This is a genomic window from Colwellia sp. 12G3 (assembly GCF_002836775.1).
In the GTDB taxonomy this organism is placed as follows: domain Bacteria; phylum Pseudomonadota; class Gammaproteobacteria; order Enterobacterales; family Alteromonadaceae; genus Colwellia.
The window spans coordinates 807,303-831,403 of record NZ_PJAQ01000068.1 but is presented as its reverse complement, the minus strand read 5'-3'; the positions used below and the strand labels follow the sequence as shown (position 1 = coordinate 831,403).

Below are 24,101 nucleotides of genomic sequence, written 5' to 3'. Positions count from 1 at the left end.
AATGTTAGAAAAATGAAGCTTCATGTAATTTTGTCATGATTTGATAACACACTTGAGGTTTTTTCTTTGTATCGCGGTAAATAGGCGACTAGGAAAAATAATAAAAAAACTATGATGGTGCCAATATTATATTGTTTATGAGTTAATAAATTAAAGTACGTTAAAGCATTTTCGATTAAAGCAATAAGGATACCTGAAACTAGTAAAGTAACCTTATTACTATGACCACGTGCACCGATGGCTTTAGCAAAAGCGTAACCTAAAATAGGAATAAATGACCAAATCACAAAAACAACGAAGGAGAAAAACACAGCACTTGCGGCAACAGTATTTTTAGAAAATACACCGACAATTGCATAAAGTTGAATGACGACATAGCCTAAGTATAAATACAGCATGAATAACCTTATTATTTAATGCTAAAGGAAAATTACATAGGTTTTACATAAGCTAAAATAATAATAGCAAATAAGATCAGCACAGGGACCTCATTGAAAATACGATAGAAACGTCCTGAACGGTTATTTTTATCGAGGGCGAAGGTTTTAACTAATTTAAAGCAATAGCCATGATAAATATAGATCACTGTGACTAAGCTTAATTTGATATGTAGCCATTTAGCGGCAATAAACCAGTCTAGACCATAAGCATAAATTATTGCTAAACCCAGCAGTAACGTAAAAATAGCAAAGGGCGTGACAAAATACAGTAAGCGTTTTTCCATGCCTTTAAGTTGCTCTGCCACTGCAGTTGAATCAGTTTCTGCGTGATTAACAAACAAACGTGGTAAATAAAAAATACCAGCAAACCAAGCGACCATAAAAATAACATGAAAGGCTTTAAGCCAGAGAATATTGTTGATTAAAAACGAGCTCATTAATTGAGTTTTCCTTCTACTAAATAAATTCTAAGTTGTTCAAAAGTGACTAACCCAATGCAGTCATTAATATCTTTATGGTAAATATATACTGCGCCTGAACGCTGTTCTACTAGGGCTAAATATGCCTCTGCCAAGGTTGCCTGATGATTCAGAGGAATGAGTTTGTGCAGTATTAATTTCTTCTCGAGGTTATGTTCAATATCCTCAGCGTCATCGTCATCGTCAGCGACATCAGCATCTAATTGTGCCCAATAATAATTATCTACCTTATTGGATCCGATCGCTGCTTCTTTGTTAATGATTAATTGCGACTCATGGCTATTAATGAGTTCGCCAATAATAGTACGAGTACTTGCTTGCTCTAAAATCAACAAGTTATCTTTCATCACCGCTAAGGCTCCAATATTTTGCAATGATTCTTCAATGGGAGGTTTGCGATAGAGCAAGTTTTGCGCATCTAACTGCATAGTAAAGATAGATTCATTTTTACAAAGCTGCCGGGACACTATACTTGCAATGGTGATGACGATCATGGCTGGAACAACTAACTCTAATTGACCTGATAGCTCAACAACCGCAAGCAGGGCTGCAAGCGGGGCATTTAAGCTGGCAGCCATAAAGCCAGCCATACCCATTAAAATAAAATCGCTGCCTAAATGCTCTCCGGGCAATACTTGTATAACAATAGCGCCAGCACAAGCACCTGCAATAGCACCAATACCGAGTGTAGGCCCAATAATACCGCCAGGTATACCTAAGCCAAGCGCAAACATTGTCATTAATAATTTAGCAACAAGTAAGCTAAACAAAAAACCTAATTGCGCATTGCTCGTTAATGAAATATCAATAGCACTGGTGCCTGTGCCCATAGCACCAGGAACTAAATAACCTAACGTGCCGGTAATAAACGCGGCAAGTAATAAGCGCGGCACTATGTGGTATTTCACACTTTGCTTAATGATGAGTACTAAGTATTTATTAAATGCTGCGGCCAAAACTCCTAACACTATCGCTAATAGTATTAAGGAGAGGTAATGGTGTTGCTCAAGGGCGATGGTGTGAAAGTATTGAAAATTATGGCTGGTACCAAAAACACCACGAGTAATTAAAGACCCTACAATTGAAGCGAGCATCACAGGGACAAAAATATGAACCTTGTATTCGCGCATGATCACTTCCATAACAAAAATCACGGCGGCTATTGGGGTATTAAATGTTGCGGCAATACCTGCGGCTATACCACAAGCACATAAAGTACGCACACTGTTATAAGGTAGCTTTAGTACGCTGCCTAAATAACTGCTGCATGCGGCGCCAAGATGTACCGCTGGCCCTTCACGACCAACAGAAAAACCAGAAGCGAGCGCTACTGCGCTCCCCCAGAATTGGTTTAAGGTATTTTTAAGGGGAATGACACCATGCGCTACTTTCAAACGGTGAAGAACAAAAGGAATGCCAGTACGTAAATATTTATAACCAGTAAGCCAAGCAATTAAGAGAATGATAAGTGCGCCGATGATGGGTAAATCAAAACGACTTACTTCGTCTAAACTGTTATAGTTATCGCGCTTGATTAGGTATAACTGCTGAATTCCTTCAATAGTGAGGGTAAACAGCACAACTAACAACGCTGAAGCGCAGCCTCCAATAATGGCAAGTAAGCAAATTTGCCAAGTGGTATTTGGCAAAGCTAAGTGTTTTCTTATTGCGGCGATTGATATCATCATTACAGGATTATAATACTTTACAAATGAAATGGTTAGCAAAAATAAATCTTGGTGTTGTTATTGAGCGCTTAGGTACTTTTAAATCGGCTTTGTTTTTATTAACAGTTATCAGCCTTTGTCTTTTTACCGGCTATCGTTTAGGCAACTATTATCACCATTTTCAGGTGACTAATCTTGAACTACAAAAACTTAGATTGGACCAGCTTTATCAGCAACAAGAAGATAATATAGCGCGTATTCATACTTTAGAAGTTGAATTAGCGGTAGAGCAATTGGCTAATCAGCAAGCGCAAGACCTACTTAAGTCGGCAGCGGAACAACAGTTTGAAGTAAAAAAACAGCTAGCCTTTTATGAAAAGGTTATGGCACCAGAAAAACAAACAGAAGGTTTATTGGTCGAAAATATCAAAATTCAAGCAAGTAAAACCCCAAATAAATACCACTTCCAAGTCACTTTGGTGCAACAACAATTAAAGCGTCGTTATAGTAAAGGTTATATTGAATTAGTCTTTGAAGGTCGCTCAGGTAATAAAACAGTAAAGCTTGAGCTGAAAGAAGTAGCGGATTTAAACAAAAAAGATTTACAATTTAGCTTTCAATATTTTCAGATAATTAATGGTGAATTCACTCTACCGGATAATTTTACCCCTGAAAATGTTTTAGTATCAGCCATTTTGACTAAGTCTCGATGGCAAAAGTATGCCAAGAAAGACAAAACCGTGTCATGGCAAGTCAGCCAATAGCGTTAATATACCCGTTCCACTTGAATATGTTGAAACGAGCATCTTCAAGTGGAACGGGTATATATGGCAACGAATAATACTTGACTAAAATAGTCAGGTTTAAGATAATTAGCCTTGTTGTTATCCATCCCACTTTATAGCGTATTTTTTCGTACTTTTTTGTACTAAGTAGAGCACCATGTCAGACCTAGAATTACCCATTAAATTTACCGACTCTGCCGCGAGTAAAGTCCTTTCGCTAATCACAGAAGAAGAAAATCCGGCTCTTAAACTACGTGTCTACGTTACTGGTGGCGGTTGTTCAGGCTTTCAATATGGCTTTACCTTTGATGAAAAAGTGAATGATGGTGATATGACTATTGAGAAACAAGGGGTTATGATGGTAATAGACCCTATGAGTTTACAATACCTTGTTGATGGTGAAGTAGATTACCTTGAAAGTTTAGAAGGTAGTCGTTTTGTGGTAAATAACCCAAATGCTAGTAGCACTTGTGGTTGTGGTTCATCTTTTTCTATCTAGCCTGCTAACTAGGTAGCGTCTTAACTCCAATATCGCGCACAAAGCTTTGTTGTTATGAGCGTTTATTACTAACACTAAAAATGCCGACAGTGAGTCGGCATTTCTATTTATACTACCTCATGTCATTTCTTTAAACTCTATTCATTAGCACAATGAAATTAAGTTTTCTCTGTATCTGTACTTAAGAGTTATATGACATTTATCGCTGGATAAAAGTCTAGCCTTCCATCAATAACATATCAACGATTTGCTTCATATCAAGGTTGAACTCTTCCGCCCTAACACCTTTTACAATACAATCTTTGGTAATAGATAAGTCAATTTCTTGTTTATCTAAAAAGTGTTTTTGTTTAACGTGGTAAAAAGAGTGCACTTGTGGATTGAGAGGATCAGTGTCATTACGCACTTTCACTAAGGCAAGTTTGTTTGATTCTAATTGCACTAACGAACCAACGGGAAAAATCCCGACACATTTAATAAATTGGTCAACTAACGTTCTGTCAAGCTGATCTTGCTTCGCTAATTCTCGTAAAATAGCAAAGGATTTACTGTGGGTAAAGCCTTCTTTATAAACCCGTGTAGCCGTTAATGCATCAAAGATATCGCAAATGGAAATCATACGACCATACCGACTTATATCTTCACCTTTTACTTGGAAAGGGTAGCCACAACCATTGAGCTTCTCATGGTGTAGCGTTGCGACTTCGAGACTAAGCGCGCTAATGCCTGGTGTTTGGGTAATTATATCGATGGAATGATTTGCATGGGTTTTCATGATGGTAAATTCATCATCAGTTAATTTACCTGGCTTATTAAGGATCTCATCAGGTATTTTTATTTTACCAATATCATGAAGGAATGCACCGATAGAGAGTTGCTCAATTATGTCTCTTTCTAAACCCAAATAACGGGCGAAAAGGGTAATGTAAACCGAAACGGCAACAGAGTGCTCTAACAAATAAAGATCTTTTTCTCGAATATTTAACATACAGGCTAAGGAGTCGGGACTATTAAATATTGCATCAATAGATTTATTGGTAACTTCAATAACAGGTGATAAATCTAAAGTACTGCCACTTAGCGCATCATGAAATAATTTTTTTTGTATATTTTTCGATTCATTAAATATTGCTTGTGCTTCTTTAAGGTTTTGGCTATTTATAATCGATGTTTTTGTAGGAGGAATAGAACTTTTTTTGCTGTTAGATTTAAGTGTTTTACTACTATCAATTAAAACGCGGTAAACATTTTTACTCTTAAGGTGATTAATAACAGCGTTGCTTTTTATGTGTCCAGCCGCAGTCAATGAAAAGTTGCCCTCTTGCAGAATAATTTTTACCACATAATGGCCGATTGTTAATTCAGAAATGTCTTTTTCAGTTAGCATGCTCAAGACCATTATTAGGGATTTCTTATTTTAAAGTTCATTAAAATACATAATGTGTAACGTCGGTGATTTTAGTAAGCATTTTTACTATACGCTAGTTTTCACTATAACCTAAATAATTGTAACTATAGTAAACTTGTCGCTCAAATTAATAATGGACTTTAAATGATAACGGTTATATTGGCGTTAATATTGCTTTAATGATGGTTACTTTATTTAAATAAATTTCATACATCTAGCTTGCTTGCCGATATAGGGAAGTCAGCTGATTTAGCCTAGTTAGGATTTTTATGCGTATATTACTTTTATTTCTTATGTTTTTGTTAGCGAGTGCCTCAGCATTCGCCATGCAGAAAAACTTGCAAGCAGTGCAGATTTATACCGATAATCAATTACTCGATTTGATCAAAGACAACAAACATTTGAGCCAAGTGGTATTAGATGAATGCCAGTTAGTACAAGATATCGAAGCGCGTGCGAATAAGGCCAATATGCCTTCGTACCAATATTTATGGGGTGATATGTTGGCTTATGGTGTTTGTGTCAAAAAAGACATTCCCCTCGGCTTACATTACATGCATCTAGCCGCTGATCAGGGTTTAGCTGAAGGCTTAGAGCAGTTGGGGCGTTATTATCATCAGGGAAAATTTATGCAGGTCGATATTGAGCGCGCTATTATTTATTTAAAAACAGCGGCAAGTTTAGATAACTTAGCGGCACAAATGCGACTGGCAGGAATATACGAGCAAGGCTATGGCAGTCCGTTAGATTACCCTGCATTATATTCTCAATTACATCACTCCATAACAGATGATAAGGTATTGCATAAAAAAATCAGTGGTTTACTATCGTCCCTAGCCAATAAGTTGCCAAATAAAGTCGTAGAGCAAGCGAAAATAACGAGTTATACAAATTAAGCAAAAGCGTTAGAGCTGTTCATTTAAAGTTTATGGTATACTGGCAGGTAGTTATCCTTAAATATTGACCCATTATAGTGACCTATAACGATCCACACGCTAAACGCGAAGCCAAAAAATATGAAAAGCCAGTCGCCTCACGCGAATTATTGCTATCAATCATCGAAAAATGCTCGCCACCACCAAGTTTTAATAGCTTAGTCAAAACGTTAAAGTATGACGAAGAATATCAACTTATTGGTTTGAAGCGTCGTTTACGTGCGATGGAAAACAGTGGTCAGTTGCTCTTCAATAAATTCAAGCAATATGCACTGCCGGAAAAAAATAGCCTGCTGACCGGCAAGGTTATTGGCCACCGTGACGGTTTTGGTTTCTTTTCTCCTGATGATGCATCGATTACCGATAAAAGAGGTAAAGATTTTTATATCTCTTCTCATGAAATGCAACGCGTTTTTCATGGTGATATCGTGCAAGCAATGTTGGTTGACCGTACTGATCGTAAAGGTCGTAAAGAAGTCAAAATACTTGAGGTCATAGAACCGAGAAAAGCACCTATAGTCGGTCGATTTTATGTTGATCATCATGTTTGCTCTGTGGTTTCAGAAGACAGTAAAATTAAACAAGAAGTGTTGATTGACCCGCAAGCAAAAATGGGGGCTAGACACGGACAAATGGTCGTGGTTGAGTTAGTACAAAGACCCACTCGACGTTCACATGCCATTGGTAAAGTCATTGAAGTCTTAGGTGATCACCTAGCGCCAGGCATGGAAATTGAAATAGCCCTGCGTGCCCATGATTTACCGCATCAGTTTTCGCATACGGTGCAAGCTGAAGTGGCTAGTATTGCAGATGAAGTCGAGGAGTCAGCCAAGTTACCACGTAAAGATTTACGCGACCTACCACTTGTTACTATTGATGGTGATGATGCGAGAGATTTTGATGATGCTGTTTATTGTGAACCTAAAAAATCAGGTGGTTGGCGCTTATGGGTTGCCATCGCTGATGTGAGTTATTATGTTCAACACGGCACAGCTTTAGATGATGAGGCTATATCACGTGGTAACTCTGTCTACTTTCCTAGTCAAGTTATCCCTATGCTGCCAGAGAAACTTTCAAACGGCCTTTGTTCACTAAACCCTGATGTAGATCGCTTATGTATGGTCTGTGAAATGACGGTTAGTGCGACAGGTAAACTAACCGGCAGTAAATTTTATCCAGCAGTGATGCGTTCTCATGCTCGCTTTACTTACACTAAAGTGGCTGCCATCCTCGAGGGTGATGAAGCGCTTTGCCAAGAATACCAATCATTGGTTCCTGATTTAAAAAATCTTGAGCAAATGTATCACACGCTAACAGATGCTCGCCTTAAGCGTGGTGCTATCGCGTTTGAAACACAAGAGTCTATCTTTATCTTTAATGAAGATAAAAAAATTGCCAGTGTCGAAGCGCTTATTCGTAATGATGCCCACAAAATCATTGAAGAATGTATGATTTTGGCCAATGTTGCTACAGCCAAATTTATTGAAAAACATGAAAAACCAGGATTGTTCCGCGTCCATGAGAAGCCAAATGAAGATAAGTACCGTAATTTTATTACTTATTTAAATGAGCTTGGTCTGTCACTACCATCGAAAGAAGCACCGGAGCCACGAGATTACGGTGATATTTTAGCGCGAGTAGCAGGTCGTCCTGATCAAGAACTCATTCAAACCATGTTGTTACGCTCAATGCGCCAAGCTGTCTATCAAAGTGACAACGAAGGGCATTTTGGTTTAGCGCTTCCTTCCTACAGCCATTTTACTTCACCTATTCGTCGCTATCCTGATTTAGTGGTGCATCGAGTGATTAAAGCTATTCTAGAAAAAGAAGCTAAAAATGATGCTAACGAAGGTAGCTATGATTATGCTTTACCGGAGGTTATTGAATTGGGCGAGCATTGTTCGATGACAGAACGACGTGCTGATGAAGCCACTCGCGATGTTTCTGACTGGCTCAAATGTGAATTTATGCAGGACCATGTTGGTGACAGCTTTACTGGTGTTATTTCAACCGTTACTAATTTTGGACTGTTTGTTCGTTTACAAGATTTACATATTGAAGGCTTAGTTCATATCACTTCGCTGGGTCGTGATTTCTATCATTTTGATGATGTACGTATGTGCCTGACCGGTGAAAATAGTGGTAACAAGTACCGTGTAGGTGATGAAATTCGAGTTCAAGTAGCTGCGGTAAATCTTGACGAAAAGAAAATAGATTTACGATTGGAAGGCTCAGAGGTAGAAGAAAAATCTGGAAACTCCAAAGATAGATCTAAAAGTAAATCTAAAGATAAAGGCACTAGACGTTCAACGTCAAAGTCAGCTGATAGTAAGTCAGAAGTTAAGAGTGGTACTCAAGCCGCTACAGCCAAAAAAGAAAAGCCTAAAAGCAAGTCTAAAGCAGGCTCTAAAGAGAAGCCAAAAGAAAAGAGTAAAGCGAAAAAACGCAGTGCACGTAAAAAACGCCCAGGAAAAAATGCGCGTAAAGGCACAACACAATAGTGACAAGTGCGTTTATCACTCAAGTAAATAATTTAAATACAGAGAAAGAACATGGCGAAAAATGAAGAGTTAGTTTTTGGTATACATGCAGTTAATGCCTTAATGGACGCAGCTCCTGAGCGTTTTATTGAAATATGGTTATTAAAAGGTCGTGAAGATGATCGCATAATGCCAATTATTAATTTATCAAGAAAATACGGTATCGGTACACAATTGGCGAGTCGTAAAGCCCTTGATGAAAAAAGCGAAGGTGAGCAACACCAAGGCGTAATCGCCCGTGTAAGACCTGGTAAAAGTTATACAGAAAATGATATTGATGACATTATTCTTGCCGCAGAAAAAAAAGGTATTCCACCATTCTTTCTTATTTTAGACGGTGTCACCGATCCTCATAACTTAGGTGCTTGCCTGCGTAACGCCGATGCAGCCGGTGTACAAGCCATCATTGTTCCAAAAGATAATGCGGCACAAATTACTCCTACTGTGCGTAAAGTTGCGGTAGGAGCGGTTGAAAGTGTGCCTTTAGTGCAAGTAACTAACTTATCAAGAACGATGAAGCAACTTCAAAAGCAAGGTGTATGGATTGTTGGTACGGCAGGAGAGACTGACACGTGTTTATATGATGTGAAACTCGCTGGTCCTATGGCACTTGTGATGGGCGCCGAAGGAAAAGGCATGCGCCGATTAACTCGTGAAAATTGTGATCAACTAGTGAAGCTTCCTATGGCCGGAACTGTTTCAAGTTTAAATGTATCAGTGGCAACGGGTATTTGTTTGTTTGAAATGGTACGTCAACGTTCAATTTAATGTAAAGATTTTAAAAATATTATTTATAAAAAGGGAAGTTTATTAATGAAAAATCTATCTGTTGCTGTGGTTTTAATCCTCGCAAGTTTACTTATAGCGCCAAAATTCATAGGCGCTATGGTTGAAGATGAACGCGAAAAAGTTCTAACAGAGCTTAATGAAACGGATGGTATTAGCTTAACCACAAGTCAATATAACAGTGGTTGGTTTGGTGCAGATGTGACATCAGAATTAACCATTGAGCTTGAAGAAGATGGCTTAGCTGACATTACATTATTGTTAGAAGAAGATCTTTCATTCGGACCGATAATTATTACCGATCAAGGCTGGCATTTAGCTTTAGGTTATTCAACTATTAAGTTTAAACTTTCAGCGATTGAAGTTGATGAAAAAATTATTGATCTGATCAACGAAAAGCTTCACCTAGGTGCGTTACTTAGTTTTAATAAAGAGGTAACCACTTTTATTAAAACAGATGAAATGCGCTATAAAGATGGAGAAACGTCTATTGTCTCGGCTCCTGCTTCAGCAGAATTTACCCTTATCAATAATGAATATATCATTGGCGGTTTTACTTGGGGTGGTCTTGAATTTGAAGAATTAGGTGAGCGTTTTATTATTGGTAACGTTGCCATGTCGACAGAACAGCAGGTTGTGAGTGGTGATTATTTAAAAGGCACCGCAATTTTAACTGGCGATGCTACTTTCAATGTAGCAAATATCGATTTGTATAGTCAGAGTAACCATGTTTTTTCGCTAAATGATGCGGGGTTAACAACGGTTGTTTCATTAGATAATGACCTATTAGCACTCACGTTAAAATACCATGCTCAGGGTGTTAGCTCTTCAGGACAAAGTTTTGAAAAGCCGAACTTAGAAGTGGTGTTAGCCAATATTGATATCCATGCATTACAAGAATTGAACACCGCTATAGCTAGTTTGCCTTCGAATGATTCAGGTGAAGATGACTCTGCAGAAGTTTTAAAAGTTTTATCAGTGGTTGCTGAAAAAATGCTGGCTAAAGACCCTGTTTTGAAAGTGACGGATTTAAGTGTTATCACTGAAGAAGGTAAAATTGCTAGTGAGTTTACTCTTAATATTAATAAAGATTTATTTGATGTTAACAACGTCAATACAATGGCTTTGATTATGGCGTTAGAGGCCGATGCTAAGGGTAATGCGCCTATGGCATTTCTTACTAAATTAGGTGTGGCACCTATGGTTGATAACTTTGTTGAACAAGGTTACTTAAACAAGCAAGATAACAAAATTAGCTTTGAAGCTAAATATGTACAAAGCCAGTTAACCGTTAATGGTAAAGCGTTTCAGTTATAACCTTAAAAGGCTTATTGGTATTATACCAAGTTGATTAAGTTCTTTCCCACTCAGCGAGAATTAAAAGGCTTAGAGGCAAGGCATTGATTGAAGATAATGGTTATTCCCTTGTCAAAATCAATAACGCAGCATGTAAACCTTTTAAACTCGCCCTCTGGGAGTTTTCTCGATGTCCACTAACATCGTTAAGTTTATTTGATTTAGAATGACTAAACCGATACAAATTTTCCTTGTTATTGAACATCGAGCAGAACTCTGAGTTGGGAAGAAATTTAATCAAATTGGTATTAGTTTAACCGATATAAGTTAACGAACAAAAAAGGGGCTTATTGTTTTAAACAATAAGCCCCTTTTTTGTTAATCTTATTTTGAGAAAAATTTTTATAAGCTTACTTGTAATAGCTTAAACACTTCTCAACTTCGTTCTTAGAGCCCATAATAACTTCAACACGTTGATGGATACTATCGGGTTCTATATCCATAATACGGCCTTGGCTCGTCATGGCTAAACCGCCAGCTTGTTCAAGTAAAAATGCCATTGGATTAGCTTCATACATTAACCGTAGTTTATATGGTTGCTCAGGATTTTTGCTATCGGCCGGGTAAGTAAAAATACCACCGCGACATAATACACGATGAATATCACCTACCATTGCAGCTATCCAACGCATATTGAAGTTTTTATCGCGTGGGCCTGTATCACCGGCAAGTAAATCATCAATGTAATTTTGCATAGGCGCTTGCCAAAAACGTTGGTTAGACATATTAACTGCAAATTCTTGTGTATCAGCAGGAACTTGTACATTACGCTCTACTAATAAATAGCCACCATGGGTTCTATCTAATACATAAAAGTGCGTGCCGCTACCTGTAGTCATCACTAACATAGTTGATGGACCATAAAGCACATAACCAGCACATACTTGCTTGTGACCAGCTTGTTTAAACATGTCATCATCACCGGCAGCAATGTCTTTAGGTGCTTCATGAATCGAGAAGATAGTACCAATCAAGGAATTGATATCTATGTTAGAGCTACCATCAAGGGGATCAAAAGAAACAATATATTTGCCGTTTTCATCACCAGCAACGGAGTGATCTTCTTCTTCTGATGAGATTGCTTTAACAAAACCAGACTCAAGTAAAATATCTTTGAATAATTCATTGGCAACAACATCTAATTGTTTCTGAACTTCGCCTTGAATGTTTTCATCAAGGGTTGAGCCCATCACGTCACCTAAGTGGCCTTGGCTAACACGAAATGAAATCTCTTTTGTAGCAGCTAAAATTGTTTTTATTAATGAAATTAAATCAAGAGGTACATTGTCTTGACGTAAAGCTGGTGCTAGTCGTTGCATTAGGTTACCTAAATTACTTTAAAGTTAATTGTATACTTTATAAAATTTGCCAATAATAATGGCCGATAATAGTTTTATCATTAAGGCCGAAAGTTTTCATGAAACTATTCAAAATGACATTCACGATAATTATAGCAAGCTTATAGCTGATATTAGTAGCGTTTCCTCGTTATTTCGTTGGTGTTTATTGATAAATGTAGCGAGGTTATCATTTGTCGGATACTTTGTACTGCCCCCTATTTAAAGGAAATAATATGAATTTTGTTCGTTGCTTGATGTTTTTATGTATTTGCTTGGCTTTTACCGCCAGCGCGGCTGATCTTAATAAGACGAATTTTGCTGATTTTATAAAAGATAAAACCTTACAGCAGGGCTATTTTTCTTTTTATCATGATGAAGACGAAGGCAAAGTATATTTGCAAATAGAGCAGTTCGATCAGCAGTTTTTATTTCAGTCAAGTTTACCCCACGGTATAGGTTCTAATGATATTGGTTTAGACCGAGGTCAACTAGGTGATACCCGCTTAGTGCAATTTGAACGCGTTGGGGATAAAGTGTTTTTAAGACAGTTGAATCCTTATTACCGAGCAAATTCTAGTAACTCATTAGAGCAAGAGACTGTTAATGAGGCCTTTGCTAGTTCAATTATTTGGGGCTTCAAAGTTATTGCTAGCAGTAAAGCGGGTAATAAAAGGAAAGATAAGAGCGCGAGTAAAGTCTTAATTGATTACACACCGTTTTTACTGTCGGACATTCATAATATTACTCAGACCTTAAAAAAGGGTAAACAAGGGAACTTTAAAATAGATGAAAGTCGCAGTGGTTTGTATTATAAGCGCACTAAAGCTTTTCCTGATAATACCGAGTTAGAAGCAACGGTAACCTATAAAGGAACAGATGCGGGTAAGTATTTAAAAGCGGTAACGCCTGATGCGAGTGCTGTCACGGTAAACTTGCATCATTCATTAATAAAATTACCCGATAGCAATTATCAAACCCGTCAGTTTCATCCTTACAGTGGTTATTGGTCGATAGATTATGCTGATTATGCCAGTGCTATCGACGAGCCGTTAATAAAACGTTTGATTCCCCGCCATCGCTTAACCAAGCAAGATCCAAAAGCATTAAGCAGCGTAGCCGTTGAACCCATTGTTTATTATCTCGATGCGGGTGTGCCAGAGCCTATTCGTACTGCCCTAATTGATGGCGCTATGTGGTGGCAGCAAGCCTTTAGTGATATTGGTTACCAAGATGCCTTTCAAGTAAAAATATTACCTGAAGATGCCGATCCAATGGACGTACGTTATAACGTTATTCAATGGGTGCATAGGGCTACCAGAGGCTGGTCTTATGGTAGTTCTGTCATCGACCCCCGCACAGGAGAGATAATCAAAGGTCATGTTACTTTAGGGTCTTTACGGGTTAGACAAGACTACTTAATTGCGCTCGGTTTGACTTCACCTTTTACCGAAAATGATACAGGGGAGAAGGCAGATACTAGTTCGATGAAAGCAATGGCATTAGCACGTATTCGACAGTTATCAGCACATGAGGTAGGTCATACTTTAGGGATTGCGCATAACTTTGCCGCGAGTGTTAATGACCGTGCCTCGGTAATGGATTATCCGCATCCCTATATTACGTTAGATGAAGAGGGCGAAATAGATTTGTCACAAGCCTATAAAGAAAATATTGGCCTGTGGGATAAGTATGTTATCGCTTATGGATATGGCGATTATGCAAAACCAGCGGGTGCGAGTGAAGAGCAACAATTATCAAGGCTTGTTAAAGAAACACAAGCTAAAGGTTTTTTATATGTGTCAGATGCGGATGCTCGTCCATCATCGGGCGCTCATAATACCGGTCATTTGTGGGATAATGGCAGTAATGCCGCCCAAGAATTAAGCCGAGTCATGACGGTGCGCGCTAAAGCTTTAGAAAACTTCGGCCTGAACTCTATTGCGCCAAATACGCCACTATCAGAATTAGAGCAGGCGTTAGTACCTATTTATAATTTTCATCGTTATCAGGTTGAAGCAACGGCGAAGCTTATTGCCGGCGTTGATTATGCTTATGAAGTAAAAAAGGCCTATGCAGTAAAAATTAATGATAGAGCAGATGAACTTGATAATGATGAAGACGTAAATGAAGGTGCCAGTGATATTGAAGAAGAGCTACAGCGTGTTCAAGCAGTTTCAGCGGCAATGCAACAACAGGCATTAACCGCACTTTTATCAACTTTAGATAGTGATTTTTTAACCTTGTCAGAGGATATTATCAGTCTTATTCCACCTAAAGCTTATGGTTATGCACGCACAAGAGAGAGTTTCGTTTCACAGACAGGACTTACCTTTGATCCTATTAGTGCTGCACAGGCAAGTGCTAAACATACTTTAACGTTTTTACTAAACAACGAACGCTTAGCTCGTTTGCAACAACAAGCGGCGTGGTATCAGAAAAAGGGTAACAGTGGTCAACAAGTTGATGCCATATTTTCAGTACAGCAAGTGATAACACAATTACTCAATAGCACAATTAAGCAGAGCCCAGAAACAGGATTAGCTTTGTTAGTCCAGCAAAGAGTGAATCAGCAAGTTGTTGAACAATTGTTAGGATTATGGCATCAAAAAAACTTAGTCACCGAGGTGCGTAGTGAGGTTCTTGCTAGTTTAACCGGATTAAGTGATTGGCTGGATGATAATCATGATAGTCGTCGATATTCAGCATTAACGGCGCAATTTATCTTACTTGAGCAGCAAATTAAGTTTAGCTTAGAGAAAAATAAAAGCGCTACACCAGCAAGTAAAATATCAATGCCTCCAGGCTCACCGATTGGTGGCTAACCGCTAGAGGATGTTAACTGCATGCTATTACGAGCTTAGGATCTAAGCTCGTAATAGCTATCTAACCTGAACTCTGGATAAGCAGCACTTGCTCAACATTCCCTTTTATCCCATTCTCAGCGTTAAAACGTCGATAAATAGCCAGCTATTCATAAACGTTTTGCCTTGATAATAGAATAGAATGAAACATTGATAGTGGATATAGCAACCTTGACCTTGTTATGCCTTTGTTTTATAAGATAAATCAGTCTCTTCGCTTAAATATCAAGCACTCATTATCCAGAGTTCAGGTTATCTAATATCTCTGAACGATTAACATCAAGTTTCAATCGCTTCGGCCAAAGAGGATATGTTTTTACGTTTCCTAGGCTTAGCCAACACCACCAAGTTACCTGCTAACATTAAGCCTAAGCCAATGAAAGTAAAGCTATCCCAAGTAAAGCCTTCAACGAAACTTGAAATAACTACCGCGACTGCGGGAAACATAATGGTCGCATAAGACGCTTTATGTGCGCCAATTCTATCAAGCAAGGTTAAATAGCAACCAAAGGCTATTACTGAACCGAATATTGATAAATATAACAATGAGCTGATGTACTCAAAGGTATAAGAAAAGTTAAATGTTTGACCTTGACCAAGAGCCAGCACAAACATAAATATACTGCCATAGAGCATACCCCAAGCGGTAGCAGGTAATACTGGCATGTTATTATGCTTATTTTTAATTGAAATCATATTACCTGTAGAAGCGAACAACACACCAATTAAGCAGAAACCTAAGCCCAATAACGTACTATCACCAAAATGAACATTACTAATTTGTGGCCAAAACAAGGTAACAATACCCATTAAACCCAGTGCACCACCATAATATACTTGGCTAGAAATATGGGTTTTAAACCAAAGGCGAGCATTAATGATATTAACCATCATTAACGTAGAAAAAGCAATACTGGTCAAAGCAGAGTTAATATGTGCTTGAGCGTTATAAAGCAAATAATAATTAAAGCCGAATAAGGTTAAACCAAAGGCAAAGAGTTGCACATGCTGCTTAGCAGAAAACTTCAGGGGTAATTTTTTTAGGCGACAGTAGGCAAACATACATAAAGCAGCTAAACCAAAGCGGTAAACAATAGACACTTCAGCAGCAACTTCACCTAATTGATAATTAATGGCAATCCAAGTTGAACCCCAAATAATGACTGTAACTATATATAAAAAACTATTACTCATGAACTTTACCACTCAATAAATCAGATCCAACCAGATAAGGGTGACATTGTAATGATAATTTGATTAAATAACATGTACAAAAAACTGAAAATGTAACCTATACAGTTTCGATTGGTACTTGAGGCACTTATGCTTTGAACCCAAGTGAGAAAAAGATGAAATTATTAGATAAGAGCTCTTCAGCCTATTTATATCAGCAAGTAATCGACTTTATTGAACACCAACAAAAGATAGGTGCGTTACAGGCGGGTGATAAGTTACCAAGCTTACGTAAATTAAGTCGCCAATTTGAAATTAGTGTACCAACGGTTAAGCAGGCATATATTGAGCTAGAAAGACAAGGACATGTCTGCGCAAAGCCACAATCTGGCTATTACTTAAAAGCAGTTCAAGCGAGAACATTAAAACCGCGACCGGCGAAATGGGCGCAATGTGCTCCTGTCGAAGTACAAGGTCGCAGTATGATTGAACAAGTCCATGCAGCAGTGCATTTACCTGATACCGTCGCCTTAGGTATCTCTAACCCCATTCAGGCACATCCAACGGATAAAGCGCTTGCTAGATTAATGCGCTCTGTTTTAAGTAAAGTATCAGAAAAGGCTGTGAGCTATGGTCCGGTAACTGGCGATGCTAAGTTGCGCATGCAGTTAGCATTTAGATATCAAGATCAGGGTGTTGAAATAAATCCAGACGATATTGTTATCACTAATGGCGCACAAGAAGCACTGTCCATTGCTCTACAATGTGTTGCCAAACGTGGCGATGTTATTGCGATTGAATCACCCTGCTTTTTTGGCATTATTGAGTTGATCGAAACATTAGGCATGAAAGCGCTAGAAGTTTATACCTGCACAGAAGATGGAGTTTGTGTTGAAGATTTAGCTGAGGCTATTAACCAACATAACATTACCGCCTGTTTGTTTTCAACAGCGATAAACAATCCATTAGGATCAATGAAAACTGATGAGCAACGCCAAGCGATTGTTACGCTATTAGAGAAACACGATATTCCGCTCATTGAAGATGAGGTGTATAGCGAAATCTACTTTACCGATCACAAACCAAAACCTGCACAGTTATACTCTGAAAAGGGCTTGGTAATGACGTGTTCCTCCTTTTCCAAAACAGCGGCACCAGGCTATCGTATTGGTTGGCTATTGCCAGGTAAATTTGAAGAGCAGGCCAAGCGAATAAAACGGGCGCAATCAAGCTCTACTCCTATGCTACAGCAGTGGACATTAAACGAGTACTTGCTTAGTGGAGATTATGATCGACACCTTTGTGTGTTACGAAAGAAGCTCGAGTATAATTGCGAGCGAATGCGGGCGTTGATAGCCGATAATTTTCCCCCCGAAGTCTGTATTTCAAAACCCCAAGGCGGCAGCGTGCTGTGGCTACGTTGTCAGTCGCACGTTAATACCAGTAAGTTTTTTCAGCAAGCGTTAGCGCAAGGGGTTAGTTTTGCGCCAGGCGTGATTTTTTCACCTTCAGGTAGATATAAGAACTATATGCGCGTTAGCTTTGGTGTGCTCTGGGGCACAAATATCGAAACGGCAATTAAGGTCTTAGGTAAATTGGTATACGAATACACAAGTAAACAAAAAATAGCGCAACTGATGGAAAAGCAATGACAGATCCAAACAGTAATAAAGCAAGTAATCACACGCCACGTGAGAAAGCACAAAATAGTGGTTCATCAATCAAACAAGTAGATAGGGAACATAAACCCGAACAGCTAAAGGTCTCTTTGAAGTTACTATTACCGTTACTAGCCTCTATTTTAGCTATATCCCCTTTAGCCGTAGACATGTATTTATCTGCTATGCCAACCTTGGCCGAGTACTTAAATACGCCGATGTCTATGGTGCAAAATAGCTTAAGTATCTATTTATTAGGTTATGCACTTGGCTTGATATTATTCGGTCCCATGGCGGATAAATATTCCCGTCGCAATCTTGTTTTTATAGGCATAGGTGGTTTTTGTATTGCCAGTTTACTGTTACCTTTTGTTAGCAATATAGAGCAATTTCTTACGGTTAGATTCTTTCAAGCTTTTGTCAGTAGTGCAGCAACCGTAGTTGTACCTGGGGCAGTCCGTGAATATTACGGTAAAGATACCGCGAAAGGACTTTCTTATGTCAGTATGATCATGATGCTGGCACCCATGATAGCGCCTAGTATTGGTAGTGTATTGTTACTTGTTCATAGCTGGCAGCTGATATTTTATGCGTTAGCGGCTTATAGTTTTATTGTGTTGTTGTTAGTGATGAAATACTTGCCTGATGCAGCCAAAGTAGTTGATTCAACAGGAGAAAATTCGCCTGTTATGGTAAAAGTTACACTGAGTTTTATTCAACGCTATAAAATTGTGTTGAGCAATGCTGAAGCAAGGTTAGATATTTTAACTTCAATGATGATATCACTAGCTTTTTTTGCCTACATTACGGCAATTCCTTATGTGTATTTAAAAGTGTTTACTGTCTCTGAGTACACTTTTAGTTTGTTGTTCGCATTAAATGTATTCGCGTTAATGATCGCGCATTTTACCAATACTCGTTTGGTCGTGCGTAAGGGGTCAAGAACAATGTTACGTTTTGGTCTAATGCTAGCGACGTTGGCTGCAACGTCACTGATGTTGGTGAATATTTTACAATTACCGTTAGTTTTTACTGTGGTTGCAATATTCCCATTAATGGGTAGTATTTCGATGATTGCAGTGAACAGTGATGCATTAATTTTAACTAAATTCCCTGAACATTCAGGTACGGTAACGGCGGTAATTGGCACGCTTCGTTGGGGCATCGGCGCTTTAGCTGGGCCTATTTTGGCGTTCTTTTATGATGGCAGTGCTAAGCCATTCGCCCTGTTAATGTTTTTCGCTGTGTTGGTAGTGTTATGCTGTCAGTTACTCGTATGGTTCCGCAATAAAGAGTAATTTGAATACAATAAATTCAAAGACATAATTTAACGTGTTAAGGTCAATTAACAGGTTAAAATGAAAATATAATGAAAGATTTAAGGATAAATAATGAAAAATATAGCGGTTATATTAAGTGGTTGTGGTGTTTATGACGGTAGTGAAATCCAAGAAGCCGTACTAACAATGTTAGCGATAGCCCAGCAGGGTGCAACTTATCGCTGTTTTGCGCCAAATATAACTCAACACCATGTTATTAATCATCTTACCGGTGAAGTGAGTAAAGATGAAAGCCGAAATGTACTGGTTGAGGCTGCCCGTATTGGTCGTGGTGATGTAGAAGATTTAACTGAACTGTATGAAAAAGAGTTTGATGCCATCATTTTTGTTGGTGGTTTTGGTGCAGCCAAAAATTTGAGTACTTTCGCTTTAGATAATGATAATTATAGTGTAAATGAACAGGTACTTAAGATTGCTAAAGCTTTTGCGAGTGTCGAAAAACCAGCGGGTTTTATGTGTATTGCACCGGCATTATTACCGCTGATTTATCCTGCTGGCGTCAAAGGGACTATTGGCAAAGATAATGCCACGGCTAAATTAATTTCTGCTCAAGGTTTAATGCATATTAATTGCGATGTTACTGATGTAGTGGTTGATGAAGCACATAAAATAGTAACTACACCAGCCTATATGTTAGCTGAATCGATTAGTGAGGCTGCAGTAGGTATCAATAAATTAGTAAAATATGTGCTTGCGCTTAGTAAGTAGGTATTGTCTGTGAAGGATAATCTACTCGGCAATTTCCCATCTTCTTTATTACGCTATTTATCAAAGCCATTAGTTAATTATTCACTGAGCTCTTTACCGAGCTATGTACCGAGCTCTTTACCGAGTAAAGTGCGAATTAATCGAATGCCAAGTGCGCTAATAATAATAGTTTCCATTGCGCTTAGCGCTTGTCAAAGTCAGGCAACAGAAAAAAATATGACCAATAATCTTGCTATTACCCCAGTGTTTACTGAATTTGAGCAACAAATTGCTGAAAAAATGTCGCTCGATATACGTTACTTTTGTGCGGATATAAATGGTAAGCCCAGTGTGCCATCATCAAAGCATTGTCGACAAGCGGTTACTGAGCTACCCGAAGAGCTTGCCCAGATGATTAGCACCAGTAATGTTGGTGGCATCGTATTGTTTGCTGAAAATGTGCAAGAGATCGCGCAAGTCGTTAAGCTAACTGATGATATTCAACAAGCCTCAATAAAATCGGTACAAGCTAAGCCCCTGATTATTTCGATGGATCAAGAGGGCGGTCGAGTCGCTCGTTTTGCTAAAATGACAGGCTTTGCTGGAAATATGGCTATTGGTGCAAGTTATGCTCAAAATGGAACGGACTTTGCCACCCAAGTTAATACAATTATTGCTAAAGAGTTAAAAGCCTTAGGTATCAATAATAATTATGCTCCAGTGGTTGATGTGAATACCAATGTGGATAACCCAGTGATTAATACCCGATCTTTTGGTGAGTCAGCAGTGCAGGTCGCCGAGCTGGGCGTTAGCGCAGTTAACGCCATTCAGTCGGAAGGCGTGATGGCAACGTTGAAGCATTTTCCTGGTCACGGTGATACGCACGTTGATAGTCACTTAGGTTTACCCCGAGTTGATCATGATAGAGCGACAATTGATAAAATTGATCTTGCTCCTTTTGCCTGGGCTATTAAGCACAGTCAGCCAGCCATGATCATGACCGCTCATATTCAATATCCGGCACTTGATGACAGTGTTTTTGTCAGTAAAAGTGGTGATAAACTTATTCGCCCAGCTACCATGTCTCGTAAAATTTTAACTGACTTGTTAAGAGAGGAGATGAAGTTTGATGGCATTATTGCTACCGATGCTCTCGATATGGCAGGCGTTACCCATTTTTTTACTGATGTTGAAGCGGTTGTTGAAACCTTTGTTGCCGGTGCTGATCTGGCGGTTATGCCGTTTAAGGTGAGAACGCCAAAAGATATTACTGATTTTTACGTCTTCATTAAAAAAGTGGCTAAAGCCTTAACAATACGCATTGTTCAAGGTGACTATCAGCTAGCTGAATTTGAACAATCGATTGCTCGGATAAACCGATATAAGAAGCAATATATTGCACGACCCAATGAGTCTGTAGCGCAACAACTGCAATTGGCTAACGTTGTAATTGCCAATGAAGAGCATTTACTTACCGAACAAGCCCTTGCCAGTGCTGCTATAACATTGTTGAAAAACAAGCAAGTATTGCCGCTTAATGTCGTTGGCGTAAAACGGCTACATTTTGTCGTGGCCAATCAACAAGAATTGGTCGCGTTAACTTATGCGACAAAACGTGTATTAGCAAAAATTTTGCCAGCAAGTGAAGTCGAAAAAATCAATTTTAGCCACTTAGTGGCTGATAAGGTCGAGTCTACTACCAATATTAATACGCTGTTAAGCAAAGCTGATGTGGTTATTGCTACCCTTGATATTAAAACCGCAAGTTTAGTTGATTTGGGCGGTATGGATGACTTAACACCAAGTTATGGTAGCGCCGCTCAGCAACAAGAAAAATTAACCTACGCAACGTTATTAAAGCAGCAATTAATACAAGCAGCTAAGTTAAAAACGCCTTCAATTCTTATTGCTAAAGGTTCGCCATTTTTAATCAGTGAATACAGTGAACTTGCCGATGCGGTATTGTTAAATTTTGACGATAGAATCTATTCTACTGCTAGTGAGCAAGCTATTAGTCCTGGATTTAATGCCAGCATGGCGGTTATTGTTAATGAAAGTAAGGCGTTAGGGACGTTACCTGTCACCTTGAAAAATTAGCCTGCTTATATATCAACAAAAATAAGATAAATAAAAATGGCATAACCAATAAGGGTTATGCCATTTTCTTATGCAATGAAATTCAGTAACTCATCGGATTGATAATTAGCTGAACAAGCATATAACTTAATCAGTCATATTAGCTCTGTTGAACTTCACTATCACTTTCTTTACTGTCTGGAGTATGGCTTAACCAATCCATCATTAATTCGTAACCTAACGCCAATACTACAGCGCCAACAAATAACCCGATAATGCCTGAAAGTAGCATGCCACCAATAGCACCAAGTAAAATAACTATCATTGGGATGCTCATGCCTCGACCTAAGAAAAGTGGCTTCAAAAAAGCATCACTAGCACTGACAATGATACTAAAAATTAAAAAGGCAATAGCCGGTGTAGTATCTGCGACAGAGAAGTAATAGGCGGCAACAGGGCCTAAAATTAAAATGGGTGGCAATTGTGCTATCGCTAAAATAAGTACGGCAATTGCCCAGATACCAGCACCAGGAATATCAGCAATCATTAAACCAACGCCAGATAATAGTGACTGAATAACCGCAACGCCAAGTACGCCAGTAGCGACACTACGAATAGTGGCAATCGTGGTACTAATTGTTCTGTCGCCAGAATCATTCATCAAGCGGCGCATTAACTTACTAACACCCTGATGCAATGACGCTGATTTTGCCATAAACACTACCGCAATAATTAAGGAGACAATAAATTGCAAAATACCACCACCAATACCAGCAACGGCTGATAATAAGGTACTGGAAAGTGATTTTAATTGTTCAGGATATTGCCCCGCAACTTTTTGAATGTCTTGTGAAGCATCCAGCCAAAGGTTAAACAGTTTTTCGCCGACTAGTGGCCATTCTTTAATGCTTTCGTCAGCAGCTGGGATTTTTAAGGTGCCATCTTCAATGCCATTATAAACGTGTTGAGCAGAATCAATAGCAGAAGAAGACAGGTTAATTGATGGGATGGCAATAATAGATATCCCAACAAGAGCAATAATGGTTGATGCGAGTTTTTTATTACCTTTAAGTAGTGCGGTGAGTTTTTCATGCAAAGGATATAAAGCAACCGCTAAAATAGCTGCCCAAATGGTAATTAAGATAAAGGGCTTAATAATAGAAAAACACCATAGGATGATCATTGCCATGGCGGACAGTTTAATGGTGATATCAATAATCCGGCGGTTAAATGCCTGATCACTGGTTAACTCTTGTAGGTTTTTCATGGTGTTTTCCTTACGTTAGTTATTTATTATTATGTTTTTTTAGTGGATTTTTTAGATGACATGTTTTTAGATTGAGTATGATTTGCCCCGAAATTACTCATGTGAGAACCTACTAGGCTAGCGACTAAAATGGCTAAATAAAACTGACCAACAATGGCTTCAAAATAGACTAAAAATCGTGAGATAGGTAATAGTGGTGAAATATCACCAAAACCTAAAGTAGTAATAGTGACAAATGAGAAGTAGATAAAATCAGGAAACAAAGTATACCATTCATTACTATTGTTTATATTGGTAAAAGAGTTAGCAAAACTCAGTTGTATTAGGGTATATAGTACTGCCCAAATCAGGCCCATTAATAAATATAAACAGATAGCACCTAAAATTTTATTACCATCAATATCACCAGTAAACATCACTTGTTTTGCAGTGCGTAGCGCACTAGAAATAAAAAAACTCAACAGCAGTAGCAAATATAATTTATCAAAACCGCTATTATCGAGCAAAGCACCAAAAACAGAAAAAACCAATATAGCTATTGGGAAAATAAAGGTTTTTCGCAGTACAAAGTCTTTTGAGTCAACTCCCCAAACCGCTACTAATAATGTCACTATGGTGGCAGATTGGACCAAGCGCTGCACTGAGCCTTCAAAAAATTGTTGCGCTAATGAGGTGCCAAGCAATAACAAAATCAGGGCGAAAGTGAGATAAATAAAATTATCTTGACGAGTCATTTTTTTCAAAAGCGTTTCTCTTTAATCGTTCGTAGCGACAGATAAATAATTTGCCGCTACTCGCTGTTAT

At 38.5% G+C, this 24,101-nt stretch carries 19 protein-coding genes; 11 read left to right on the top strand and 8 right to left on the bottom strand.

The window, feature by feature from the left end:
* Positions 1-20 precede the first annotated feature (20 nt).
* The 3 genes from CXF71_RS21185 to CXF71_RS21175 are packed head-to-tail and all read right to left on the bottom strand — an operon-like array spanning position 21 to position 2,607.
* Positions 21-398, bottom strand: a complete 378-nt coding sequence (locus tag CXF71_RS21185; protein ID WP_101234889.1) for a hypothetical protein — start codon at positions 396-398, stop codon at positions 21-23.
* 32 nt (positions 399-430) lie between these two features.
* Complete coding sequence (locus CXF71_RS21180) at positions 431-877, bottom strand: CopD family protein (RefSeq protein ID WP_198559927.1); 447 nt, start codon at positions 875-877, stop codon at positions 431-433.
* Positions 877-2,607, bottom strand: a complete 1,731-nt coding sequence (locus tag CXF71_RS21175) for a chloride channel protein (protein ID WP_101234888.1) — start codon at positions 2,605-2,607, stop codon at positions 877-879. Before CXF71_RS21175 ends, CXF71_RS21180 begins: the two co-directional genes overlap by 1 nt.
* Positions 2,608-2,630: 23 nt before the next feature.
* On the opposite strand from CXF71_RS21175, the gene CXF71_RS21170 reads away from it, so the two are divergent.
* Both CXF71_RS21170 and erpA read left to right on the top strand, forming a co-directional pair.
* On the top strand, positions 2,631-3,350 hold the full coding sequence (locus CXF71_RS21170; RefSeq protein WP_101234972.1) for a DUF6776 family protein: 720 nt from the start codon (positions 2,631-2,633) through the stop codon (positions 3,348-3,350).
* A gap of 178 nt (positions 3,351-3,528) precedes the next feature.
* Positions 3,529-3,870 (top strand): iron-sulfur cluster insertion protein ErpA, encoded by a 342-nt coding sequence (gene erpA, locus CXF71_RS21165; protein WP_101227668.1) that lies wholly within the window; start codon positions 3,529-3,531, stop codon positions 3,868-3,870.
* A 217-nt stretch (positions 3,871-4,087) separates the two neighbouring features.
* Here erpA and CXF71_RS21160 read toward each other — a convergent pair whose 3' ends face one another.
* Positions 4,088-5,257: an HD-GYP domain-containing protein gene (locus tag CXF71_RS21160; protein WP_101234971.1), complete on the bottom strand. Its 1,170-nt coding sequence runs from the start codon at positions 5,255-5,257 to the stop codon at positions 4,088-4,090.
* Positions 5,258-5,547: 290 nt separating this feature from the next.
* Here CXF71_RS21160 and CXF71_RS21155 point away from each other — a divergent pair, with 290 nt between their 5' ends.
* From CXF71_RS21155 to CXF71_RS21140, 4 genes are all read left to right on the top strand, one after another.
* Positions 5,548-6,174: a tetratricopeptide repeat protein gene (locus CXF71_RS21155; protein ID WP_101234887.1), complete on the top strand. Its 627-nt coding sequence runs from the start codon at positions 5,548-5,550 to the stop codon at positions 6,172-6,174.
* A gap of 77 nt (positions 6,175-6,251) precedes the next feature.
* Positions 6,252-8,714 (top strand): ribonuclease R, encoded by a 2,463-nt coding sequence (gene rnr, locus CXF71_RS21150; RefSeq protein ID WP_101234886.1) that lies wholly within the window; start codon positions 6,252-6,254, stop codon positions 8,712-8,714.
* 51 nt (positions 8,715-8,765) lie between these two features.
* Positions 8,766-9,521, top strand: coding sequence for a 23S rRNA (guanosine(2251)-2'-O)-methyltransferase RlmB (rlmB, locus tag CXF71_RS21145; RefSeq protein WP_101234885.1), 756 nt, complete (start codon positions 8,766-8,768; stop codon positions 9,519-9,521).
* 45 nt (positions 9,522-9,566) lie between these two features.
* The gene (locus CXF71_RS21140; RefSeq protein WP_101234884.1) at positions 9,567-10,856 is read left to right on the top strand and encodes a YdgA family protein; all 1,290 of its coding nucleotides are present in this window, start codon (positions 9,567-9,569) and stop codon (positions 10,854-10,856) included.
* 389 nt (positions 10,857-11,245) lie between these two features.
* Here the strand turns inward: CXF71_RS21140 and CXF71_RS21135 are convergent, their stop codons facing one another.
* Positions 11,246-12,214 carry a class 1 fructose-bisphosphatase gene (locus CXF71_RS21135; RefSeq protein WP_101234883.1) on the bottom strand — a complete coding sequence of 323 codons (969 nt, stop codon included), beginning with the start codon at positions 12,212-12,214 and terminating at the stop codon, positions 11,246-11,248.
* A gap of 254 nt (positions 12,215-12,468) precedes the next feature.
* On the opposite strand from CXF71_RS21135, the gene CXF71_RS21130 reads away from it, so the two are divergent.
* A complete protein-coding gene (locus CXF71_RS21130; RefSeq protein ID WP_101234882.1) occupies positions 12,469-15,057 on the top strand; it encodes a zinc-dependent metalloprotease in 2,589 nt (862 codons plus the stop codon).
* A 318-nt stretch (positions 15,058-15,375) separates the two neighbouring features.
* Here CXF71_RS21130 and CXF71_RS21125 read toward each other — a convergent pair whose 3' ends face one another.
* On the bottom strand, positions 15,376-16,290 hold the full coding sequence (locus tag CXF71_RS21125; RefSeq protein ID WP_101234881.1) for a DMT family transporter: 915 nt from the start codon (positions 16,288-16,290) through the stop codon (positions 15,376-15,378).
* Positions 16,291-16,445: 155 nt separating this feature from the next.
* On the opposite strand from CXF71_RS21125, the gene CXF71_RS21120 reads away from it, so the two are divergent.
* From CXF71_RS21120 to CXF71_RS21105, 4 genes are all read left to right on the top strand, one after another.
* Positions 16,446-17,921: an aminotransferase-like domain-containing protein gene (locus CXF71_RS21120; protein ID WP_101234880.1), complete on the top strand. Its 1,476-nt coding sequence runs from the start codon at positions 16,446-16,448 to the stop codon at positions 17,919-17,921.
* On the top strand, positions 17,918-19,225 hold the full coding sequence (locus tag CXF71_RS21115) for a multidrug effflux MFS transporter (RefSeq protein WP_101234879.1): 1,308 nt from the start codon (positions 17,918-17,920) through the stop codon (positions 19,223-19,225). The genes CXF71_RS21120 and CXF71_RS21115 overlap by 4 nt, the downstream gene beginning before the upstream one ends.
* Before the next feature lie 93 nt (positions 19,226-19,318).
* Entirely contained in the window at positions 19,319-19,975 is a 657-nt protein-coding gene (gene elbB / locus CXF71_RS21110) for an isoprenoid biosynthesis glyoxalase ElbB (protein WP_101234878.1), read from the top strand.
* Between the two features lie 9 nt (positions 19,976-19,984).
* On the top strand, positions 19,985-22,051 hold the full coding sequence (locus CXF71_RS21105) for a glycoside hydrolase family 3 protein (protein ID WP_232771569.1): 2,067 nt from the start codon (positions 19,985-19,987) through the stop codon (positions 22,049-22,051).
* Positions 22,052-22,190: 139 nt separating this feature from the next.
* Here CXF71_RS21105 and CXF71_RS21100 read toward each other — a convergent pair whose 3' ends face one another.
* Entirely contained in the window at positions 22,191-23,297 is a 1,107-nt protein-coding gene (locus tag CXF71_RS21100) for an AI-2E family transporter (protein ID WP_101234877.1), read from the bottom strand.
* Between the two features lie 29 nt (positions 23,298-23,326).
* Complete coding sequence (locus CXF71_RS21095) at positions 23,327-24,031, bottom strand: potassium channel family protein (RefSeq protein ID WP_101234876.1); 705 nt, start codon at positions 24,029-24,031, stop codon at positions 23,327-23,329.
* Between the last annotated feature and the right edge of the window lie 70 nt (positions 24,032-24,101).